Origin of the sequence: Chitinophaga filiformis, assembly GCF_021646545.1 — a bacterium.
GTDB classification, from domain to species: domain Bacteria; phylum Bacteroidota; class Bacteroidia; order Chitinophagales; family Chitinophagaceae; genus Chitinophaga; species Chitinophaga filiformis_A.
Map to the genome: position 1 here is coordinate 13192 of NZ_JAKIRP010000018.1, position 20414 is coordinate 33605.

General features: G+C 46.6%; 12 protein-coding genes. 4 read left to right on the top strand and 8 right to left on the bottom strand.

Features of this window, described 5'->3' with window-relative positions; genetic code table 11:
• Positions 1-79 precede the first annotated feature (79 nt).
• Together L3C95_RS30030 and L3C95_RS30035 are read right to left on the bottom strand one after the other, a co-directional pair.
• The gene (locus L3C95_RS30030; RefSeq protein WP_236393968.1) at positions 80-532 is read right to left on the bottom strand and encodes a hypothetical protein; all 453 of its coding nucleotides are present in this window, start codon (positions 530-532) and stop codon (positions 80-82) included.
• Positions 533-648: 116 nt separating this feature from the next.
• Positions 649-1947 carry a hypothetical protein gene (locus tag L3C95_RS30035; RefSeq protein ID WP_236393969.1) on the bottom strand — a complete coding sequence of 433 codons (1299 nt, stop codon included), beginning with the start codon at positions 1945-1947 and terminating at the stop codon, positions 649-651.
• Positions 1948-2308: 361 nt separating this feature from the next.
• Here L3C95_RS30035 and L3C95_RS30040 point away from each other — a divergent pair, with 361 nt between their 5' ends.
• Entirely contained in the window at positions 2309-3034 is a 726-nt protein-coding gene (locus tag L3C95_RS30040; RefSeq protein WP_236393970.1) for an SDR family NAD(P)-dependent oxidoreductase, read from the top strand.
• Position 3035: 1 nt separating this feature from the next.
• Here L3C95_RS30040 and L3C95_RS30045 read toward each other — a convergent pair whose 3' ends face one another.
• Positions 3036-4451, bottom strand: a complete 1416-nt coding sequence (locus tag L3C95_RS30045; protein ID WP_236393971.1) for a PLP-dependent aminotransferase family protein — start codon at positions 4449-4451, stop codon at positions 3036-3038.
• Between the two features lie 95 nt (positions 4452-4546).
• Between L3C95_RS30045 and L3C95_RS30050 the strand changes: the two genes are divergently transcribed.
• Together L3C95_RS30050 and L3C95_RS30055 are read left to right on the top strand one after the other, a co-directional pair.
• Entirely contained in the window at positions 4547-4996 is a 450-nt protein-coding gene (locus L3C95_RS30050) for a GNAT family N-acetyltransferase (protein ID WP_236393972.1), read from the top strand.
• Positions 4997-5339: 343 nt separating this feature from the next.
• Positions 5340-6272 carry a hypothetical protein gene (locus tag L3C95_RS30055; RefSeq protein ID WP_236393973.1) on the top strand — a complete coding sequence of 311 codons (933 nt, stop codon included), beginning with the start codon at positions 5340-5342 and terminating at the stop codon, positions 6270-6272.
• A gap of 176 nt (positions 6273-6448) precedes the next feature.
• Here the strand turns inward: L3C95_RS30055 and L3C95_RS30060 are convergent, their stop codons facing one another.
• The 5 genes from L3C95_RS30060 to L3C95_RS30075 form a co-directional block, all read right to left on the bottom strand.
• Positions 6449-11329 (bottom strand): PKD domain-containing protein, encoded by a 4881-nt coding sequence (locus L3C95_RS30060; protein WP_236393974.1) that lies wholly within the window; start codon positions 11327-11329, stop codon positions 6449-6451.
• Positions 11330-11535: 206 nt separating this feature from the next.
• On the bottom strand, positions 11536-16416 hold the full coding sequence (locus L3C95_RS30065) for a PKD domain-containing protein (protein ID WP_236393975.1): 4881 nt from the start codon (positions 16414-16416) through the stop codon (positions 11536-11538).
• A 456-nt stretch (positions 16417-16872) separates the two neighbouring features.
• The gene (locus L3C95_RS35015) at positions 16873-17007 is read right to left on the bottom strand and encodes a hypothetical protein (RefSeq protein WP_262915990.1); all 135 of its coding nucleotides are present in this window, start codon (positions 17005-17007) and stop codon (positions 16873-16875) included.
• Positions 17008-17212: 205 nt separating this feature from the next.
• Positions 17213-18418 carry an alpha/beta hydrolase-fold protein gene (locus L3C95_RS30070; RefSeq protein ID WP_236393976.1) on the bottom strand — a complete coding sequence of 402 codons (1206 nt, stop codon included), beginning with the start codon at positions 18416-18418 and terminating at the stop codon, positions 17213-17215.
• Positions 18419-18726: 308 nt separating this feature from the next.
• Positions 18727-19263, bottom strand: a complete 537-nt coding sequence (locus tag L3C95_RS30075) for a DinB family protein (protein WP_236393977.1) — start codon at positions 19261-19263, stop codon at positions 18727-18729.
• Positions 19264-19571: 308 nt separating this feature from the next.
• Here L3C95_RS30075 and L3C95_RS30080 point away from each other — a divergent pair, with 308 nt between their 5' ends.
• A complete protein-coding gene (locus L3C95_RS30080; RefSeq protein ID WP_236393978.1) occupies positions 19572-20396 on the top strand; it encodes a hypothetical protein in 825 nt (274 codons plus the stop codon).
• Positions 20397-20414: the final 18 nt, after the last annotated feature.

Consider the following 20414-nt stretch of genomic DNA (forward strand, 5'->3'; position numbering starts at 1 on the left):
TTACGGTGCATAGATGGATAGTTCCGATGTAAAGGTACATGGCAACGTTCATATTGGCTATAATATTATAACACTATCGTCAGCTTTTGTTTTTACTTTTTTTACTGAAATACTTCATCGCCTTTCCGGCAACAAGGCCTCCTAGTATATAAAGTACGATTGTGACCAGCCTTTTCGTCCAGAGGTCTTTTTCTTCCGTCTCCTCATCTGGTTTATTCTGCAAAAAAGCTACTGCTGTCCCCGACAGCGCACCTAACATGGCTCCTGTCAACGCTGCATTTTTCTTTTTGCCAAAACCGGCCAGTCCCATTGCTCCCGCCATGCTTAAGAGCTGTCCGGCCAGCTTAACATACCCTTTTACTGCTTTAAACCCGTTTTTATGAATATTTCTCTTTATTCGCCTGACAATACCTTTTTTATTGAACAGGTTGACATCAGGAGTCTTAGGATTCAGTGAGCCGAGTGTTTTCGATAAAAGTGTGATAGTCGCCGCACCCGTCAATCCACTTTCCAAAATTTCTGCCGCTTTCATACACTTTCTTTTCCTGAATAAGGGCAAAGAAAATGCCAACCGGAATTGTAGTCAGGCAAGTAGCTGTTGCGGGTATTTCACACTTCTCTGAAAGACTGTTTGCACAGGTATTCTTTCTATTGGAACGGCAATGGTCTTACAAAACTCCTGTAGTAATCAACGTCGATCTCTACGAGATCGTTAGCGGCCTTATACGCCGGATACTCCTTGTTAGAGGCATATTTTACCGCCTGCATGAACTGATCAACATACGCCTGGTTCTTTTTAGCAGCCGGGGCCTTATCAATGATGTCAGAGTTAGACAGCATGGTGGTTTCCAGGTAGAGGATCTTATCTTTCTTTTTGCTGGTGTAAAATCCCAGGAAGCAATGATCATGTGTCATTACCATAACAGTTGATATATGGATGGCCCTTAACAGGGAGGCAAACACCACTGTTCCATCCACACAATTAGCCTGGTTTGTTTTCATAGAGTTATCAAAGGTGCGGACTGCCTGACTGGCCAGCACATTGGTACTGTTGGTTGATGTGGTGGTAACGCTGCTATACTGAAAGCCCCTGTCATGCAGTACCTTCCAGATAGCCGCCACCTGTAGAATAGTATTTACATCATCTCCCTGATAACCACTGATGGAGGATATCAGTTTCGTCTTCAATGCATCTTTTAATATCTTGTCAATTTCCGGATGTTGTTCCTGGATAAAAGCAGTAAACAGGAAGTCGAATTTCTGTTCATGATAGCGATAGATACAGTCATTAATACTGCGCATGAATAAGGGGATGGACCGCTCCACTTTGTTACCGTCTTCATCATACAGTCTGAACATAATATTAATCGGGGAGCTCGAAACCTGTTTAGCGAGTGTTGACATATTCCATGGAATGTTCGGCATAAAATACACTTCCTGACCAGCCTCCTGAAACATGAAATCGCCGCTCACCTTATCAAAGTAAGATTTGTCAGTACACTCAATTTCCCACTTTAAGGGAATGTAGGAACTGTTGCTGAGGAATCTGAAACCTAAAGCACTGCTCTTGACGGAATTCATAAACGCATTATCGATATTACCCCTGTAATCGGCCATGCTGATGACCATAGACGGAAATATCTGTCCGTCGAAATACGCAACAGGTTCCCATTTTATATTAGTGAAATCCCCCTTTTTGAATTTCGGTTTGGTTGTCTGGTCGGCTGGTACAGAAGGCTGTGAAGTACCTCCCTTTACAACCTTCACGGTCTTATTAAACTGCTCTGTCGTTCTCTTGGTAGCATCTATGAACATGCCAACGCTTCTCATCGTTTCTGTGCCTGTTCTGAGCATGTCATTGGCGTCTTTCAGCACCTTCGGAAGCTGTGCATACAGGTTGGCGGAAAACGTTATGATAATAGCAAGCACGAAACATTGCTTTCTCATGAGGTGGAATTTGTTGGTTTGCATCTTAATAGTTTTAGTGCGTGTGGTACTGCATTTTGTAGTGTCAGAACGGATGCAGAATTGTATATAGGGGATGTTGGCTGTTATAATCTAAAGTACGATCAGAGTGATCTTGGCATTATGCTCCAGTATCTTCCTTACAAAGTTATTTTATAGTTTTTGCTCAATTGGTTAATGAACTGTTAACCAATTAGTAATGATTATAGTACACCAGTTTTAATGATATTGTCAGCGCACATCATATGACGAATATAGCTGCTGCATCCTATCACACGCAGCAGCTGTAATAGCATTCATCATCCTGACAACAGGATTCAGTGAAGAGTTCCTATATTTATATATGCAAAGAAAAACTGTTCTTCTCCTCGGCGCTAATTCGGACGTAGCAAAGGCTGCCATCCTCCGGTACGCAGCCAAAGGCTTCCGCGTGATGGCTGCCTCCCGTAGCACCGATGCGCTGTATACATTTGTTGACCAGCAACTACCCCTGAAAGAACTGGTAACGGTACTTTATTTTGATGCTACTGATTTTGACAGTCATGCTCCTTTTTATGAGCAGTTGCCGGAGAAACCCCATATTGTGGTATATGCCGCCGGATACCTCAAAAACAATGATGAGGCCCTACTGGATTTTCCCGGTAGCTTCCGGATGATGCAGGTACATTATGCAGGCGCTGTATCCATCCTGAACATTATTGCTATGGATAAGGAGAACGCCCGGCTGGAAAGAATAATAGGTTTATCTTCCCTGTCCGGCGTCCGCGGACGGAGAAGTAACTTTATTTATGGCAGTACAAAGTCTGCCTTTACACAATACCTGGCGGGCTTGAGGCAATACCTGTTCAACAGAAGGATCACAGTGAACGTAATCGTAGCCGGTTACATCCGCAGCAAGATGACTGCCGGACTGGACCTGCCGGAATCCCTCATGCTGGAACCGGATTTTATCGCAAAGGCAGTTGTCGAAGCGGGAAGCAGGTTTGTAATTGTACCCGGATTTAAATGGAAGCTTATCTACACCATATTAAAATGGATGCCGGAACGCTTAGTGGCGAAGTTGCCATGAGTTATAGCATTGACGTCACCAATCTCCCCAGCTGCTTTAATTTAAGCCCCACATCCTCATGCCAGTATAAGCCGGTTGAAAGCCGCATACAGTTTTCAAATTGATCCTGTAAAGTAAACATCCTGCCTGGGGCAATGCTTATTTTATGCTTCATTGCTATATCAAAAAGCTCGGAGGTATTGACCTTTTTATTGAACTCGACCCACAAGGCAAGTCCGCCCTGTGGCCTGCTTAATTTGGTATCCTCCGGAAAATATTCAGCTATCGCATCTATATAATGAAGATAGTTCTGTTGCAGCGCCGAACGCAGTTTCCGGAGGTGATGCTCATACCGTCCGCTTTTGAGGAAATTGGCTACCGCTGCATGTGTGATAGCCGGTGAAGAGATGGCGTGAACCAGTTTTAACTGCAGGATCTGTTCCTTGTATTTACCAGGGGCCACCCATCCCACGCGATAGCCAGGTGCCAGGGTTTTGGAGAAGGAACTGCACAACAGAACATTTCCCTCGGTATCAAAGGCCTTACAGCATTTAGGACGTTGCGTGCCGAAGTACAGATCACCGTATATGTCGTCCTCAATCAGTGGAATGTTATGTTTAGTCAGCAGCGCTACTACTTCCTTCTTGTTCTCCTCCGGCATACAGCTGCCCAGGGGCGTATTGAAGTTCGGTACCAGCAGGCAGAGATTGATCTTATGAACGACCTTCTTCAGTGCTTCTATTTCGACGCCTGTTACAGGATGGGTGGGTAGCTCAAGTACTTTTAAACCTAAACTTTTGGCCAACTGCAGACTGCCGGGATAGCAGGGGCTTTCCATAGCAATGGTATCGCCAGGCTTTGCCAATGCCATCATACAAAAGGATAAAGCATTCATCCCACCAGCAGTGGTGATCACATCATCTTCCCGAAGTCTTCCTCCCCAGGAAAGGGAGCGGGCAGCAATCAGCCGTAGGAGATCTTCATTGCCCTGTAACTGTTCATATCCGGTGCCGCTGGCTGCTACTTCCCGGGTGGCATACATCAACTCTTTGTTCAGTTTGGCTAAAGGTAGTAATTGGCCGGAAGGCGCCCCAACAGAAAAGAGCATAAGGTCTTTTTTACCTGTGTTAACGTACACCTTGCCAAGCAATTCTCTCGGCTCCTTATTATTAAGGCGCGGTGAGGGCTTGCTGACTGCCGGAAGCGCAAGCCGCTGATAGGGGAGATGGCTTACAAAATACCCGGACTGCGGTTTTGAGCTGATAAGTGACTGGGCTTCCAGTTCGAGGAATACCCTCTTAGCCGTATTCATGCTGATGCTATGTTCCTGGCACAACATTCTCACTGAGGGCAGGCGATCTCCCGCTTTTAAAACCCCATCCCTGATTAGCCCGGCAATATTCTTTGATATCTCCAGGTAGAGAAAATCATCTTTCATTTCATAAAGGTAACTGTGTCCATTAAAATACACAAAACTGGGACTGTGTTTATTGGCACACCGGATATAGTTTTACATCATAAATCACAATAAATATGTTGGACGTAATCATCAAAACAGGCAAGGAGAATATGGATGTTAAAATGGTACACCGGTTCCTGAGCGAAGATTCTTATTGGGCTAAGGGTATTTCTTACACGCTGGTCGACGATTCTCTTGCCAATTCCTATTGCGTCGGGGCCTTTATTGACGGACAACAGATCGGGTTTGGACGGGTAATTACAGACTATAGCACCTTTGCGTGGTTTGCCGATTTCCTGGTGTTACCCGCCTATCAGGGACAGGGAGTTGCGAAGAGGATATTATCTCACATATTGGAACAGTCCTGGTCCAAACGTTTGAGAAGGAAAATGCTGAGCACACTGGATGCACATGAATTATATCACCAGTTTCAGTTTAAAGCGCTTGGATATCCTTCACGTATCCTGGAAATATATAATCCTGATGTTCATTTGCAATTGCAACAGGATCGGGTTGCGTTATAACTCCCGGGCATGTGGTTGCACGCTAAACGACAAGCTGTTTTTCCGATGGCTTGTCGTTAGTGTATGCTGGTTTCTTAAATGTATATAACATCGTCATTACTGTTCCTGGTAACTCCACTGCAATGTCGCAATAAGTAATACAATGAGTACATTTCGGACCTGCCTGACACCATAACCAAGAGCAGCTGTGGCGCATACGTCACCCGGCTAATTCGGATAAATAAGAGTTTTGTCTTTTCCAGAAGAAAGGATTTACATTGTACGCGATAACCAAAATCTATTCACCGGGAATGTTTACCCTGGTCATTAAACCTCATTCCCCCATCAATTAAATTAAAGCCCTATGTCAAAATCAATGAGCCTATTGTGGGCAGCATTGCTCATTTGCATGACTGCATGTAAAAAAGAGCAAGCTATTCAGGACAGCAAACTTAGCCCTGCCACCACTGCCCGGAAGGCAACGAGTCCACTACTGAAAAGTATTGAATACGGCACCGACTGGTCGGGAACTGTACAAATAGCAATTGTTAGCAGTTACGTCACCGGTACTGAACTTGAATTGGATGTTAAAGTGCCGGATGGTTATGCCTTAATTGGCGGAGGTGCTGTAGCATCCCCGTTAGTAGCTGCGTCGTCTGCGTTTTTAACCGCTGCTTATCCGGATAAAGACTTCACTACCTGGCATGCGGCATCTGCATACCATCTGAATACTTACGTCCATACGCTGTTTGGATATGCCATCGGACTAAAAGTAGCCGGAATGACTAAAGAAGAACTTACCGCCAGCATGTGGCTTTTCACAAACACGTCGGGTATAGCAGCGCATCCAGCTACTGCTGTAACTATTGACAACGATTACACCTTGATCGGTGGAGGTGCAAGGGTGGAATCAGAAGGCAACCTCCTGGTATATTCCTACCCTTATAACAGTACGTGGTTCGTGGCCAGTAAAGATCATGAGTACTCGGCCCCTTCTGCTATTGAGGCGTATGGACTGGGAATAAAAACAGGCGTATTGGAGCAGCATAGCCTTGAAGTGGTAAGAGATAGTATTGCTAATTTCACCACCAACGGTATTGGCACTGCATCTATATTCACAGATACTACATGGGTTGCGGGAAGTCCCGGCGCCTTAGCAACCTACAATGGTGCAGGCCGTATGCTGGATGGTATAGCGCCACATGTACAGGATGCAACCGTTACTTCCAAAGACCTGGATCATCCGGATAGCGGTACGACTGCCGTTTATATACTGAAGATCCGCAAAAAGAAATAGTCGTTCGATTGCGCCGAACTACTTATCAACATCGAAACACCGCACTAAATGTAATCATTGAAACTGTAGCCGGTTGATAGCAGATTCCTGATGATATATAATTGAAAGCGCCTGTCCACTCCATATGGCGGACAGGCGCTTTCAATTGTATATCCATCAGGTCAGTTATATCCTCTTTATTTCACCACCGTCACTGTACCTTTGAACTGAAAGACAGTATCTTCCCCGCATATCGCTTCTATCGCATATACGTACGTACCAATCGGCGCTATCCTGTCCTTCCAGGTACCATCCCAGCCTGCGGTCGGAGCGTTGATCTGGAAATGCGTCCGCTCAAATACCAGCGTACCCCATCTGTCATATACCCGCATCCATTTCACTTCTTTTATGCCACGGCCTTTAGGATAGAACCATTCATTCTTTCCATCTTTGTTGGGGCTGAAGGCATTAGGCAGGAATACAGCGCCTTTATTACATGTCACGTGTATGAACAGTTCATCGGTGGCCTTACAACCATAACCATTCTCTACTTCCACGGTATAATTCGTGGACAGATTAGGCAAGGCCTGTGGTCTGGGACAGGTGGCACAACTCAGATATTCCGCTGGTGTCCAGTTCCATTTCACGATATCCCCGCTGCCTTGTACGATCAATGTTACAGGCTCTCCGGCCATCGCTGTATGATCAGGTCCTGCGTTGATGGTGGGTGAAGGATGTACAGTTACTACGAGCGATGTATCATGTGTAAAGCAAGCGTCAGCATCGTAACCGGTTACTTCATACGTATATTCACCTTCGGCGTTGATAGTGGCATTCGGGTACTGACTGCCGGTATTGTCCAGACCTTCACCTTTCCATACATAATGATCTGCGCCCGATACCCATAAAGGCAGTACATGCCCCAGGCACAATATGGTATCCGGCGTTGCCTGTATGGTAAATGGTTGCGCTACGCGGATGCTTACTTCGTCTGTATTGTTGCAACCATTGGCATCCGTTACACTTACCTGGTAGGTCGTGCTTATTGCAGGAGCTGCAACAGGGTCAGGCGCCTGCGGATCGCTCAGGCCTGTAGCCGGTGTCCACTCATACGTGATGCCACCACCGGCGCTCAGGGTAGTACTGTTGCCCAGACATACGAAATCAGACGCAGATGCGGCATTGATCACCGGCTTGGGCAGTATATTAAGGCTATGACGCGCTGTATCGCTACAGCCATCCATGCTGATGCCGACAAGCGCTACCTCGGCCGCGCCGGTCCTGCTGTACGACTGGTCGGCTGGTTGCTGTACATTACCTGTATTGCCATTACCAAAATCCCATTTCCAGCTTACATCATCTACTTTGCTCACCGTTGCGCTGAAACTTACCGGCGCATCCTGGCAGGCTTGCACAGGGCCGCTGATAGCCAATTCCGGCTTAGGATAAGCATATACGGTTTTGCTCACTGTTTGGGTACAACCGTAAGCCGTAGTTGTGGTAAGCGTGAAATCATATCCCTTTATCTTATCCAGGTAGAAACGGGGAGTGGCGGTAGTATCATTTTCTGATTGCAATCCAGCCTCATATGTCCATTTGTATTTCGCCTCTTTTTTCAACTCGTCAATGGAGTAACTGTTGAACTTTGGCGTGAAGGATATCCAGCCTTCATCACACACAAATGCCGGTTCGGATGTCAGTTGTACTTCCAGTTTGTCTATCACGATAGGATCCTTCGTGAAGGCTGTTCCCTTACAACCTGCGCGGTCTGAGAGAATGAGGCGCGGTTTGTAAATGCCGGGCTCTTTGAAGGTATGTTTAATAGTAGAATCAGTAGTTTCCAATACAATACCATCTGTAAAGTCCCAGGCGAAATTGACAGCTGCTGCTGATGCGGACACATTAAACTCAATCTCTTTCGTCAGACAGCCACCATCGGAAGAGGTCACAATACTGGCAAAAGGCCCCTTTACTTCCACTTCCTGTTCATACACGTCTTCAGTATTTGCATCACCTGCCACTTTCAGTTTCACAATATACTTTCCTGCATACGTGTATGTATGGGAAGGATTGCTGAGGGTGGAAAAGCTGCCATCGCCAAAATCCCAGTATGAACTGGTGTAATTGACAGATGCATTGGTGAAACGGGCCAGTACCGGCGGACAACCACTGTTATTTACGAACTCAGTAGTGACCGTAAAGTTTGCACTGACGCTGGACACCTTGATCTGTCTTTGCGTGCTGTCCGTACAACCATTATTATCTTTTACCAATAGTTTTACCGTGTAGAGGCCTTTATCAGGATAGACTTTAAACGGACCATATTCCGTGGAGGTGGTATTATCTCCAAAGTCCCATTCATAAGTAGCATAGCCGCCTGTTACGGAAGTATTGTTATAAAACCATACGCCACTGCCCGGAGGTACCAGTACAGAGCTGGGTGCAAAGTCCGCATTAGGGCCGTTCACCTGCAGACTACTGGTAGTGGAGCTGGTACAGCCATCCTGGTCTGTAACTGTCAGCCTGGGTGAGAAATAGCCGGCGCTGTTATATGTGTGTTTGAAAGGAGGCGCGGTAAATACCTGTTCAGGACTGCCGTCATCGAATTTCCATGACCAGCTCTTGATAGGCTTTCCCTTAGATACGTCCGTCTGGTCAGTGAAGGTAAGTTCCTTACCCCGGCATTCCAGTACATCCGGAGGAAGAAATTTAGCTACCGGTCCGTGTACATTCACAACAACTTTATTACTGCTGTCCGGGCATCCCTGCAGGTTGTAAGCTACCAGGCGGATGGTATCGTTGCCGGGTTGCAGATTTGTAAAACTGGCACTCTGAGAAGTATAGTAATCCCAGTAAGGACGGGTGCCGTCCGAAGAGGACCATGCGTAGTTGTACGGATCATATAAAGAGCGGTCAATCGACGTTATGCTGGCCTTGACCGTTTCATTGGCGCACAACGTTGACTTATCTGTGGCAATAGTAATGGGGGACGGTGCATACACATTAATGCTCAGAGAGTCACTGCTGGTGCAGGTGCCATCGGTGACGGTCAGCTTTACCATGTAAGCGCCTGTTTTGTCATATTTGTGCTTTACAGGGCTTGTTTTGGTCGTATATGTATTCTCTTTACCGTCTCCCCAGCTCCATTTCCAGCTGGTGATAGGGCCAAGCGATTGCTCATCAAAACTGATCTCAGTACGACGCTCGCAGTCAAGATTTTGCCTGTAGAAGCGAGGGAAAGGAGTCACGGCTTTGATATATGCCGTTTTTGTGACCGTTTGGCTGCAACCATAATTCGCAACCGTCAGCGATACCGTATAAGTGCCGGGCTCCTTGTAGCTATGCGCCGTGTTTGGCCCGGAGCCACCGGAGTAGTCGCCGAAATCCCATGTCCAGGAGTTGCCCACATCAGTGGTACTGTTAAAATTTACCCAGTTATTGCCGCAGATCTGGGGCGCCTGCGGGGAGGAGAAATCAACAGTAGGTCTTTTACGCACTTCGATAACACCGTTGGGATACAGATTCACCGTCCCTTTACAACCATTGGTGGTGGTGTAGGTCAGCTTTACCGGGTAGGTACCTTCTTTGTTATATGTATGTGATGGTGTGGCTTCCGTCGATTTTGGACTGCCATCACCAAAATCCCATTCATAGGTGGCAAAGGAGTCTCCTTCGCTGATACTGCTGCTAAAGGTAGGTTTCAGTCCTTCGCAGCCTTCCCGGACGTCTGCGCCTGCATGGACCTCCGTTTTTGCTACATTCACATAGCGTTGTATTTCGTTGCTGCAGCCGGAGGCATTGCTGATAGTGAGTTGTATACCGTAATATCCCAGTTGGTTGTAGGTAACGGAAGGATTTTGCAGGGTAGATGTTTGTCCGTTGCCAAAATCCCAACGCCAGCTGGTGGCGCCCTGGGATTTATCTGTCAGTTTCAGCGTGGCCGGCACATCGCAGATGATCTTCTGATCGGTCTCAAAATCTGCCACCGGAGCTGGCTTTACCACAAAGTCTTTCGTCACGGTTTTCTGACAGGTGCCATAGTCGGCTGTCATGGTCACCTTTACAGTACCAGCACCCGCGGGATAGTAAGAAGCACCATCCTCATAGGCATAGATCTCGCCTTTGTCAACGCTCCAGGCAACGTTGCTGAGTTTTGGCTCGTTGGCACTGAGGAACAGGACGGGATACTCGTTCTCACACATGCTGGCCGGCAGCTGGAAATCCGTTTTGAAGTTTGCCACATTGATGTCGCCGGATGTTTGAGTGGCAGTACACCCCTTATCGCTGGTAACAGTGAGTTTGACCCTGTAAGTGCCTTTTGCTGTATACGTATGCGCACCAGGACTGGCTCCGGAAGCAGTGCCTCCATCACCGAAATCCCATTGATAGGTAAGGTTGCCAGGGCCGGTGGAACTGTTGGTAACGGTTACCGCGCCGGGGGCGGCGCACAGGAAGTTGTGAGATACGTCGAAACCCGCAACCAGCGGTGAGGAAGCCTCCACAATGTTGCTGATCTGTTTTGATGCCGTACAACCATTGCTGGTAGTGATGGTAAGGGTAACGGTAGACGACAATACATTGTTGTATGTATGCACAGGGCTGCTGCCGGAACCAACAGCGCCATCACCAAAATCCCAGGTATAGGCGGTGATCGTGCCACTCACCGGGTTCGATTTATCTGTGAAAGTCACGTCAAAAGGTATACAACCCTTTGCCGGGCTGGCGGTAAAATCAGGTTTGGGTTTGTCCCATACGGAAACCGTCTTCGTAGCGGTACTGGTATTGCCACCAGCATCCTTCACGGTTAAGGTTACCGTGAACGTACCGGGAGAAGTATAGGAAGCGCTGGGGCTTTTCTCTGTAGAGGTAAAGCCATTACCCAGGTTCCACTGCCAGGAAACAGGATTGCCGGTAGAGTTATCGTTGAATTTAGTGATCAGACTTTCGCAGTCGCTCGTCTTGCTGGGTGTAAAATCTGCTTTTAGTTGCGCATGTAGAGCACTACTGAGTACAAGCAGTATGAAAAGTACAGCATAGGTAAAAGCACCGCTTGGGGTAGCCTTAATACGTAAGAACATAAGGAGAAGTTGGCGCCGCCAAAGTAAGAAAAAAAATCCAACTTAGGCGGATATTGCCACCTCTCCTTACCGAGAATTCAACTTATCGATATGGCACTGGTTGTATTGACTAATCCAATTATGACCTGTACGCACTACCCCGGATGCAGACCTGAATGAAATTCACTATACATCCAACACTGAATAGTAATGTTAAGTGTGTGAATTTACCTTATTACCGTCACTACACCCCTGAACAGGAAGCTGGTACCTTCCTCACACATCGCTTCCATCGCATACACGTACGTGCCGATAGGCACTGGCTGGTTCTTCACCATGCCATCCCAGCCTGCCGCAGGAGTATTGATCTGGAAACTCGTTCTCCCAAATACCAGATTGCCCCATCTGTCATAAACACGCATCCATTTCACCTCTTTTATACCACGGCCTATGGGGTAGAACCATTCATTCTTTCCATCTTTGTTAGGCGTAAAGGCATTGGGCAGGAACACAGCGCCTTTATTACAGGTCACGTTTATAAACACTGCATCTATGGCTTTGCAACCATAACCATTTTCTACTTCCACCATATAATTGGTGGACAGATTGGGTATGGCCTCCGGATTCGAGCAGGTGGTGCAACTCAGATACTCCGGCGGAGTCCAGTTCCATTTCACGACATCCTCGCTGCCCTGTGCACTCAGTGGTACGGGTGTACCCGCCATCACCGTGTGGTCAGGTCCAGCATTGACGGTAGGTAAGGCAGGTACATGTACAACCAGCGATGTATCATGCGTAAAGCAGCCGTCAGCATCGTAACCGGTTACCTCAAAGGTATACTTACCTTCCGCCTTGATGGTGGCAGTCGGGAACTGACTGTCAGTAGCACTCAGGCCTTCACCTTTCCATACGTAATGATCTGTACCCGATACCCATAAAGGCAGGACATCGCCGAGACACAAGATGGTATCTGGCGTAGCCTGTATCCTGAATGGTTGCGCTACGCGGATGCTTACTTCGTCTGTATTCTTACAACCGTTGGCATCCGTTACAGTCACCAGATAGGTAGTGCTGCTATCGGGAGTAGCCACCGGTTCAGGCACCTGCGCACTACTCAGACCAAGCGCCGGTGTCCATTCATAAGCCGTGCCGCCGTCGGCCTTGAGCGTCGTGCTCTTGCCAAGGCATACAAACGGAGCCGCGGATGATGCATTGACCACCGGCTTAGCCAGTACGTTGATGTTGTGATATGCCGTATCGCTGCAACCTTCCCTGCTGGTGACTGCAAGCGACACCTGAACAGGTCCGGTCTTCGTGTACACCTGGTCCCCGGGTTGCTGTACATCAGCTGTGTTGCCGTTGCCCAAATTCCATTTCCAGTTCACTTCATTTACTTTGCTCACCGCTCCGCTCAGGCTTACAGGTGCATCAGGGCACGCCTGCAGAGGACCACTGATTGCCGGTTCCGGCTTAGGATGGACATACACGGTTTTGCTCACTGTCTGGGTACAGCCGTAAGCCGTAGTAGTGGTGAGACTGAAATCGTATCCCTTTATTTTATCCAGGTAGAAACGGGGAGTAGCACTTGCACTCTTTTCTGCTGTCAGTCCGGCCTCATATGTCCATTTGTAGGTCGCCGCTTGTTTCAGTTCGTCAATGGAGTAGCTGTTGAACTTCGGTGCGAAACTAATCCAGCCCTCATCGCACACCAATGCCGGCGCACTATTCAGTTGTACATCCAGTTTATCTATGACGATTGGGTCCTTCAGGAAGGCGGCGCCCTTACAACCTGCCTGGTCTGAGAGGATGAGGCGCGGTTTATAAATACCCGGCGCTTTAAAAGTGTGTTTAATAGTTGAATCGGTGGTTTGCGCCACAATACCATCCGTAAAGTCCCAGGCAAAATAAACGGCAGCAGTTGCAGTTACTTTGAATTCGATCTCTTTCGTAAGACAACCACCATTGGAAGATGTCACAATGGTAGCCTGAGGCCCTGTAATTTCCACTTCCTGTTCATACACGTCCACAGCGCCGGCTTCGCCCACCACTCTCAGCTTTACTATATACTTTCCTGCATAGGTATATGTGTGTACAGGATGCATGAGGGTGGAAGAACTGCCATCGCCAAAATCCCAGTATGAACTGGTATGGTTGACGGATGTATTGTAGAAACGGGCTAATACCGGCGGACAACCACTATTAGTTACAAACTCCGTGGTGAACATATAGTTTGCAGTGACATTGGAAACTTTAACTTGTCTTTGAGCGGTGTCTTTACAGCCGTTATTATCCGTTGCCGTTAACGTGACAGTATAGATGCCTTCGTCCATATAGACCTTATACGGACTGTACTCTGTGGAGGTAGTTTTATCTCCCAGGTCCCATAGGTAAGTACTACTGCCGCCGGTTTGAGTGGTATAGTTAAACAACCACACACCACCGCCCGGAGGTATCACTCTAAGGCTGGGTACGAAGCTCGCGTTGGGACCGTTTACCTGGAGAGAGTCGCCGGTGTATGTACTACTACATCCGGCCTGGTCTGTAACCGTCAGCTTGGGCGTCAGATAACCCGACTTGTTGTATTTGTGTTTGAATGGAGGCGCGGTAAACAACTTTGGCGGGTTACCGTCACCAAAATCCCACAACCAGCTCTCGATAGGCTTTCCTTTGGAAACGTCTGTCTGGTCAATGAACGTAAGCTCAGTGCCCTGGCATTTCGCCTTATCCGGCGAGAGGAATTTAGCCACTGGTCCGTGTACATTCACAACGATCTTATTACTGCTATCCGGACATCCCTCCCGGTTGTATGCTATAAGGCGTATAGTATCCTTGCCAGGCAACAGGTTGGTAAAAGAAGCTTTCCGGTGGTCAATGTCATTCCAATGAACAGGAGTGCTGTCTGACGAGAACCATCTATAGTCTGACTCCCCATCATATATAAATCTGTCAATAACAGTTATACGGGGCTTCAGCGTGTCACTGGTGCACAACGTCCATTTATCTGCGGTGATAGCAATGCGGGACGGTGCATATACCTTGAGGTTCATAGAGTCAGTACTGGTACAGGTGCCGTCTGTAACGGTCAGCTTTACCAGGTACTCACCTGTTCTGCCATACTTATGTTTGACCGGACTTGTTTTCGTAGTGTATGTCTCCTGCTTTCCATCTCCCCAGCTCCATTTCCAGCTGGTAATTGGTCCAGGCGATTGTTCATCGAAGCTGATCTCAGTACGGTTATCGCAGTCAACAGTTTGCGTACTGAACCTTGGGAGAGGGGCTACTGCTCTGATAAATGCTGTTTTGGTAACAGTTTCACTACAGCCGAAGTTTGAAACGATCAGCTTCACGGTATAGGTACCGGTGTCCCTGTAGCTATGCGTTGTGTTCAGACCATGCCCCATGGTACTGTCGCCAAAATCCCATGCCCAGGCATTACCTACATCTGTGGTACTGTTGAAATGTACCCAGTTGTTGCCGCAGATCTGCGGCGCGTCAGGCGATGAAAAATCAGGCTTAGGTTTCCTGCGTATTTCAATAGCCGGAACAGGATGCAGTTTTACTGTTCCCTTACAACCAGTGGCGGTAGTGTAGTTCAGCGTTACGGGGTAGGTACCTTCATTGTTATATGTATGTGATGGTTTGGCGGCTGTCGATTTCGGACTACCATCGCCAAAATCCCATTCATAACTGGTAATTACGTCATTGGTATTGATTGAGCTGCTAAAGGTAGTGGTCAGTCCCGGGCAGCCTTCATTCATATCTGCTATTGCCTGAACTTCCGGGGTTACTATAGCCACCTTACGCACTGCGGTACTGGAACAACCAGATGCATTGCTGGCTATAAGCGCTATGCTGAAGGTGTCCATACGCTCATAGGTAGTGGTGGGGTGCTGTTCGGTGGACGATTGTCCGTTGCCGAAGCTCCATTCCCAGCTGGTAGCTCCCTGCGATGTATTTGTCAATTTTACAGTAGTGAGCGCTTCACAGAGGCCGAATTGATGGGCCACAAAGTTAGCCTTGGGAGCAGGCTTAACCACGAATTCTTTGGTAACAACTTTCTTACACGAGCCATAGTCTGCCGTCATGGTGACCATTACCTTACCGGCGCCATTGGGGGAATAAGAAGCGTTGATGCCGTTGCCGGTGATAGTACCTTTGTTCACGCTCCAGGTAATGCCTTTAGGCTGTGGATTATTCACAGCCTTGAACGTGGCGGTAGTGATGCTCTCACAGATGGTATCAGGCAACTGGAAATCCGCCTTGAAGTTGCCGACACTGATATCCGCCGTTCGCGTAGTACTACATCCCTTATCATTTGCAACGGTGAGCTTTATTTTGTAAGCGCCTATAGCGGTGTATGTATGTGGTCCGGGGTTGGCTTCTGACGCAGTGCTGCCATCGCCAAAATCCCATTTATATGTAAGGTCACCCGGCCCCGAGGAGGTGTTCTTAACGGTTACCACAGCGGGAGCGGTGCACTGCGATTGGCCGGAAACATTGAAATTGGCCACTACAGAGCCAGTCACATCCACGATATTGCTGATCTGTCTGGATGCCGTACAACCGTTGCTATTAGTGATGGTAAGGGTAACGGTCGGCGAGACCGCATCATTGTATTTATGTACAACAGATTTTCCCGAATCGACAGCACCGTCACCAAAGTCCCAGCGATAAGCTGTAATAGTGCCGTCTACCGGATCCGATTTATCCGTGAAAGTAACGTCAAGAGGGATACAGCCTTTAGTCGGGCTGGCAGTAAAATCAGGTTTGGGTTTGTCCCATACGGTAACGGTCTTTGTCGCGGTACTGGTATTGCCGGCAGCATCTTTCACTGTCAGGGTTACCGTAAAGATACCAGCAGAAGTATAGGCAGCGCCAGGACTTTTCTCCGTAGAGGTGAAACCGTTACCCAGGTTCCAATACCAGGAGACAGGGTTGCCGGTAGAATTATCATTGAATGTAGTGACGAGACTTTCACAATCGCTCGTCTTACTGGGAGTGAAGTCCGCTTTTAACTGTGCATGAGCAGTAATGCTTATTAAAAGCATTATAAAAACTACTGCATAGGTAAAGGCAACAGTTGGGGTTGCCGTGGTAAATGAGGACATAACGTTTTGGTTGGCAGCGGAAAAGTAGGGAAAAAAACAAACGCCAGTTGTTAACCGTTTGTTACAGCGCAATTGCGATGAAAATTCGTATATAGTTGCTATAATATTCAGTTTGATCAAACCCGGTAATGCACTACGTTTTGAGTACATACATGAAGGTTATCACACAGGTGAAAATAAACACACATAAACGGTCTGTAACGAGCTCCGGAATAAAAAAAACTGACTAACGTCATCATGTATGCGAATAAAAAGAGAGAATGTGTCAACATTAAACGAAGATGCTGATAGTCGCTTAGCTATTGATCAGGTACGCGCATAAAAAAAGCTGCTCAAATATTGAGCAGCCTTCTTAAGCACAATTTTTTAATACTATTACCGTTATTCATGTAGCCGATAATACAGCATGATCAATACGTGCTGGCTTGTCGACCCGATACCGGTATATTATTGGTATTACAACCCTGTTGTAGTACACCAGAATGTGTTAGGCGGAATGGTAGCTGCCTGCATTTTCTTTTCTGCAGTTTCACTCAGCCTTGCAATTTTCATTTTACTGATGTTCAGTTTTTTCTTCGCTTTCTTTTTCATAAACGGTCATTTAGGAGGAAATAAATGCTTACTCTTTTCTGAAGGTTTTCAGCTATCCCTTATTGGAAATTGATGAATTTATGAGAAGTATGTGGGTTTAGATTACGGGTCATATACAGGCTATGGCATTTAGATAACGGGTCTACCCTAATTTACTGTTTTTTTATGTAATAACGTATGCAGACTGCTTTTTTATAGGGCATATTTATCTAGTAGCTGAGGCTACATGCTGAACCTTTTCCTGTACACGCGGCTCGAATCTAACTGCAAGCGATTGCTTCCAGTAACTGACAGCTTTTGCGGAATCGCCTGTTTGCAGATAGTAATCGCCCATACTGTCATAGGTGTTATAACTCTTCGGGAAGTACTCAATATTCAGCTCGAAGAATAGCCGCGATTTTGCGTAGTTCTTCTGTGAAAGATGATAGTATCCCAGTTGGTTGAACTCCCATTCATAAGGGCGAACTGCATATCCCATGTCTTTGCTCAGTGCTTTATAATAGTCCACGATCAGTGTTCGCAACGAGTCTGCGTTGGAGTTATCAGGGTATAGATATGTTGGGAACCAATGCTCGCGGAAGAAAAACCGTAGTCCATCATACTGGGCAATGAATGGAATGGAATTATGGTAATCGTTGTCATAGTACTTATAAGACCAGTTGAGATGATTACCGGAATGCTTTCTCAGTTTTTCAGCCAGTTGCAGGATGGCACTTGTATGCAATGAACCCATTGCATTGTCTTTCCTGACCTGAAAGGTGTCCAGATTGCGGTTCATCGTATGGGCAATAGCCAGGTAGAATCGTTTGTTTTTGAAGTCCTGATGTTCCAGCAGACTGTCGACAGATGTGAGTATACGACTGTCATTCCAGAATATGCTCGGATCAGAGGCGATATAAGCATTAAACAGTCCGGGGTGATGTATGAGTGTATTAACTACCATTAATCCACCGAGAGAGTGTCCCGAAAAGATCCTGTAGGGAGCAGTAGGGTACTTACTGTCGATGTAGGGGAGCAACTCTTTCTCCAGGAAAGACGTAAACTGTTCACTTCCACCGGAGCCCGGCATTTTGGGATCGGCAGTAGGAGTAAGGTCGCGCATGCGATTGGTGTTGGTAATGCCGACGATGATCATTTGCGGCATTGCAGTGTTGCCATTATGGCTTAGCTGCTGCATCATCGTGTAGAGCGAGGCGAAATGACCGTCTCCGTCCAATACATACAGCACAGGGAAGGAGGGCTTCTCAAAGTAAGTAGTGTCGACACCGGGACTGTATATCCAAAGCTGTCTTTTCTCTTTCAGGATATCAGAGTAAATGCTGTCGGGTTGTCCGAAAGAAACAAGATTCTTCTGTATCTGTGCTGGTGTTACAAGGGGAAACAGCAGGAGGAAGAGCAATAGTTTTCTCATGACTTTTTTATGCAACAAGGTCGAGAGATTCGCGGACTATCTTTTAAATATGTGACATAACCATGGTTAAATGGGATGAAAGACCTGGTGCTCAAATATTCGCGGTGACATATAAGCCGGATTAACCCGAGCCAGTATCTTACACTTAATACGGGCTCAGGTCAATCCGGTTACCTGATTGAGTCACGAGGTGTTTTAAGAGAGGTGTATCAGAATAAAAGAACATACTGCCGATCGCTAAAATGACTACCTCGATCCATCAGGCACCCGAAAAGAGGCTGCTCAATTTTCCAACAGTTTCGTTTCTTTTATTGCAACATCTTCAAACTATTGTGCTCCTGTTCCCTTTGTGCGATCACACGATAGTAGGTAGCCTGATCGGTTGAAGAAAGCTGTGTAAACCCTACCTGTCGTAACATGTTTACCAGTTGTCCGCGATGGTAGGTGGAGTGATTAATGACATGAGAAAGTGTTTGCACAAATTCCATTCTGCCTTCTCCGCCTCTCGGCCATTTAAACATAACCGGCTTCAGATAGTCCTCTTCCGGATACTTTTCGATGAAATCCTTCAAGCCGGCAGATGCCGTTTTCCAGATCTCTGTTAAATCATTTTTCGTGCCCTTAAACTCCCTGGATAGAAAAACCGGATCGGGAACATTGTTCCAGAAGTCAATCCAGATCTTTTCAGCGCTGGCAATATGAATGGCGGTTTGCCTGATGCTGCTGAAGCTACTGATGGTAGTTTGTTCCCATTGCTCATCACTGATCTGATGTAGCCACTCAATAGCAATACTGTTTGCCCAGAGATTGTAGTCTGCCAATGCCAGGAAATATCTTTTGTTCATACCGTTGATGTTTTCTGCTGTCAAAGGTAGATGCCGGCGCCGGTAGCAAAATATAGGTAAGCGTTCAAAAAATATGGCTAAACGTTCAATTTGTAGCGAGGCATTAACGTCATTGATGCAAACGGAAGCAGATGATTGTGGTTCATATGCGCTAAACTATTTTAATAAATAGCTATATAGTTTAATAGATAATGTAAGTAATTCATATATTTGCGTCCGCGAGATAAAAATGTTTAACCTTTTTAAATAACGACAACCCATTACATCTTTCTTTCTTAAAATTTAAATCCGAATTTACACAAAGACCTATGAAAAGACTGTTCTTAAGTGCAGCCGCACTTGTGATGTTGTTTGCTGCCTGCAGCAAGGATGAAAACAACGCCAAACCCAATAGTGTTGAGACTGAGACGCCCGGCAAGTACCTGCTGCACCAGATATCTCTCTACGATAGCCTGGAGGTAACATATGATAGTGCAAACAACATGAAGTTAATTAAAGCATGGGACGAGAAGGGTACGCCACTATCAACAACAGCATTCATTTACGAAGATGGTAAACTTACAAAAGTAGTCGACGAACCAGATGGTGAGATGAAAGTGGTGCAGCGTTTTGAGTACAACAGCGCCGGCAAACTGGCGAAGACGAAATTTTACCTGACGCCTGGTAGTACTGACATTTCTCACTACGATAGCCTTGTTTACGATGCCAATGGCCGGCTGTCTGAAAGATATGAGTTGAACAACAGTCATTCGATCAATCTCAGGAGTATTCTTGTCTGGGACAGCAAGGGAAACATTGTCAGAACATTAGGAATTAATATTCCCGGTCTGCCATTAACGGATACCTCCATCACTGACTTCACCTATGACGACAAAGTAAATCCTGGTGCGAAACAGCCGGAGTTTTTCATTACTAAAGACTACGATCCGACCTTCGGTTTATCCGCCAACAATGTGGTGAAGAAGGTAAATAGGCTTAACAATGATTTCGACAATTCTACGGTAACAGATTACCAGTATACTTATGACCAGGATGATTATCCTATTACAAGGAAGGATAGTACACAGGTAATAAGGGAAGGTCAGGTAACGTACGGGTATAGTGATTTCTTCAGGTATCGTTATACCAGGTAGACTATACCTTCTTCTAAA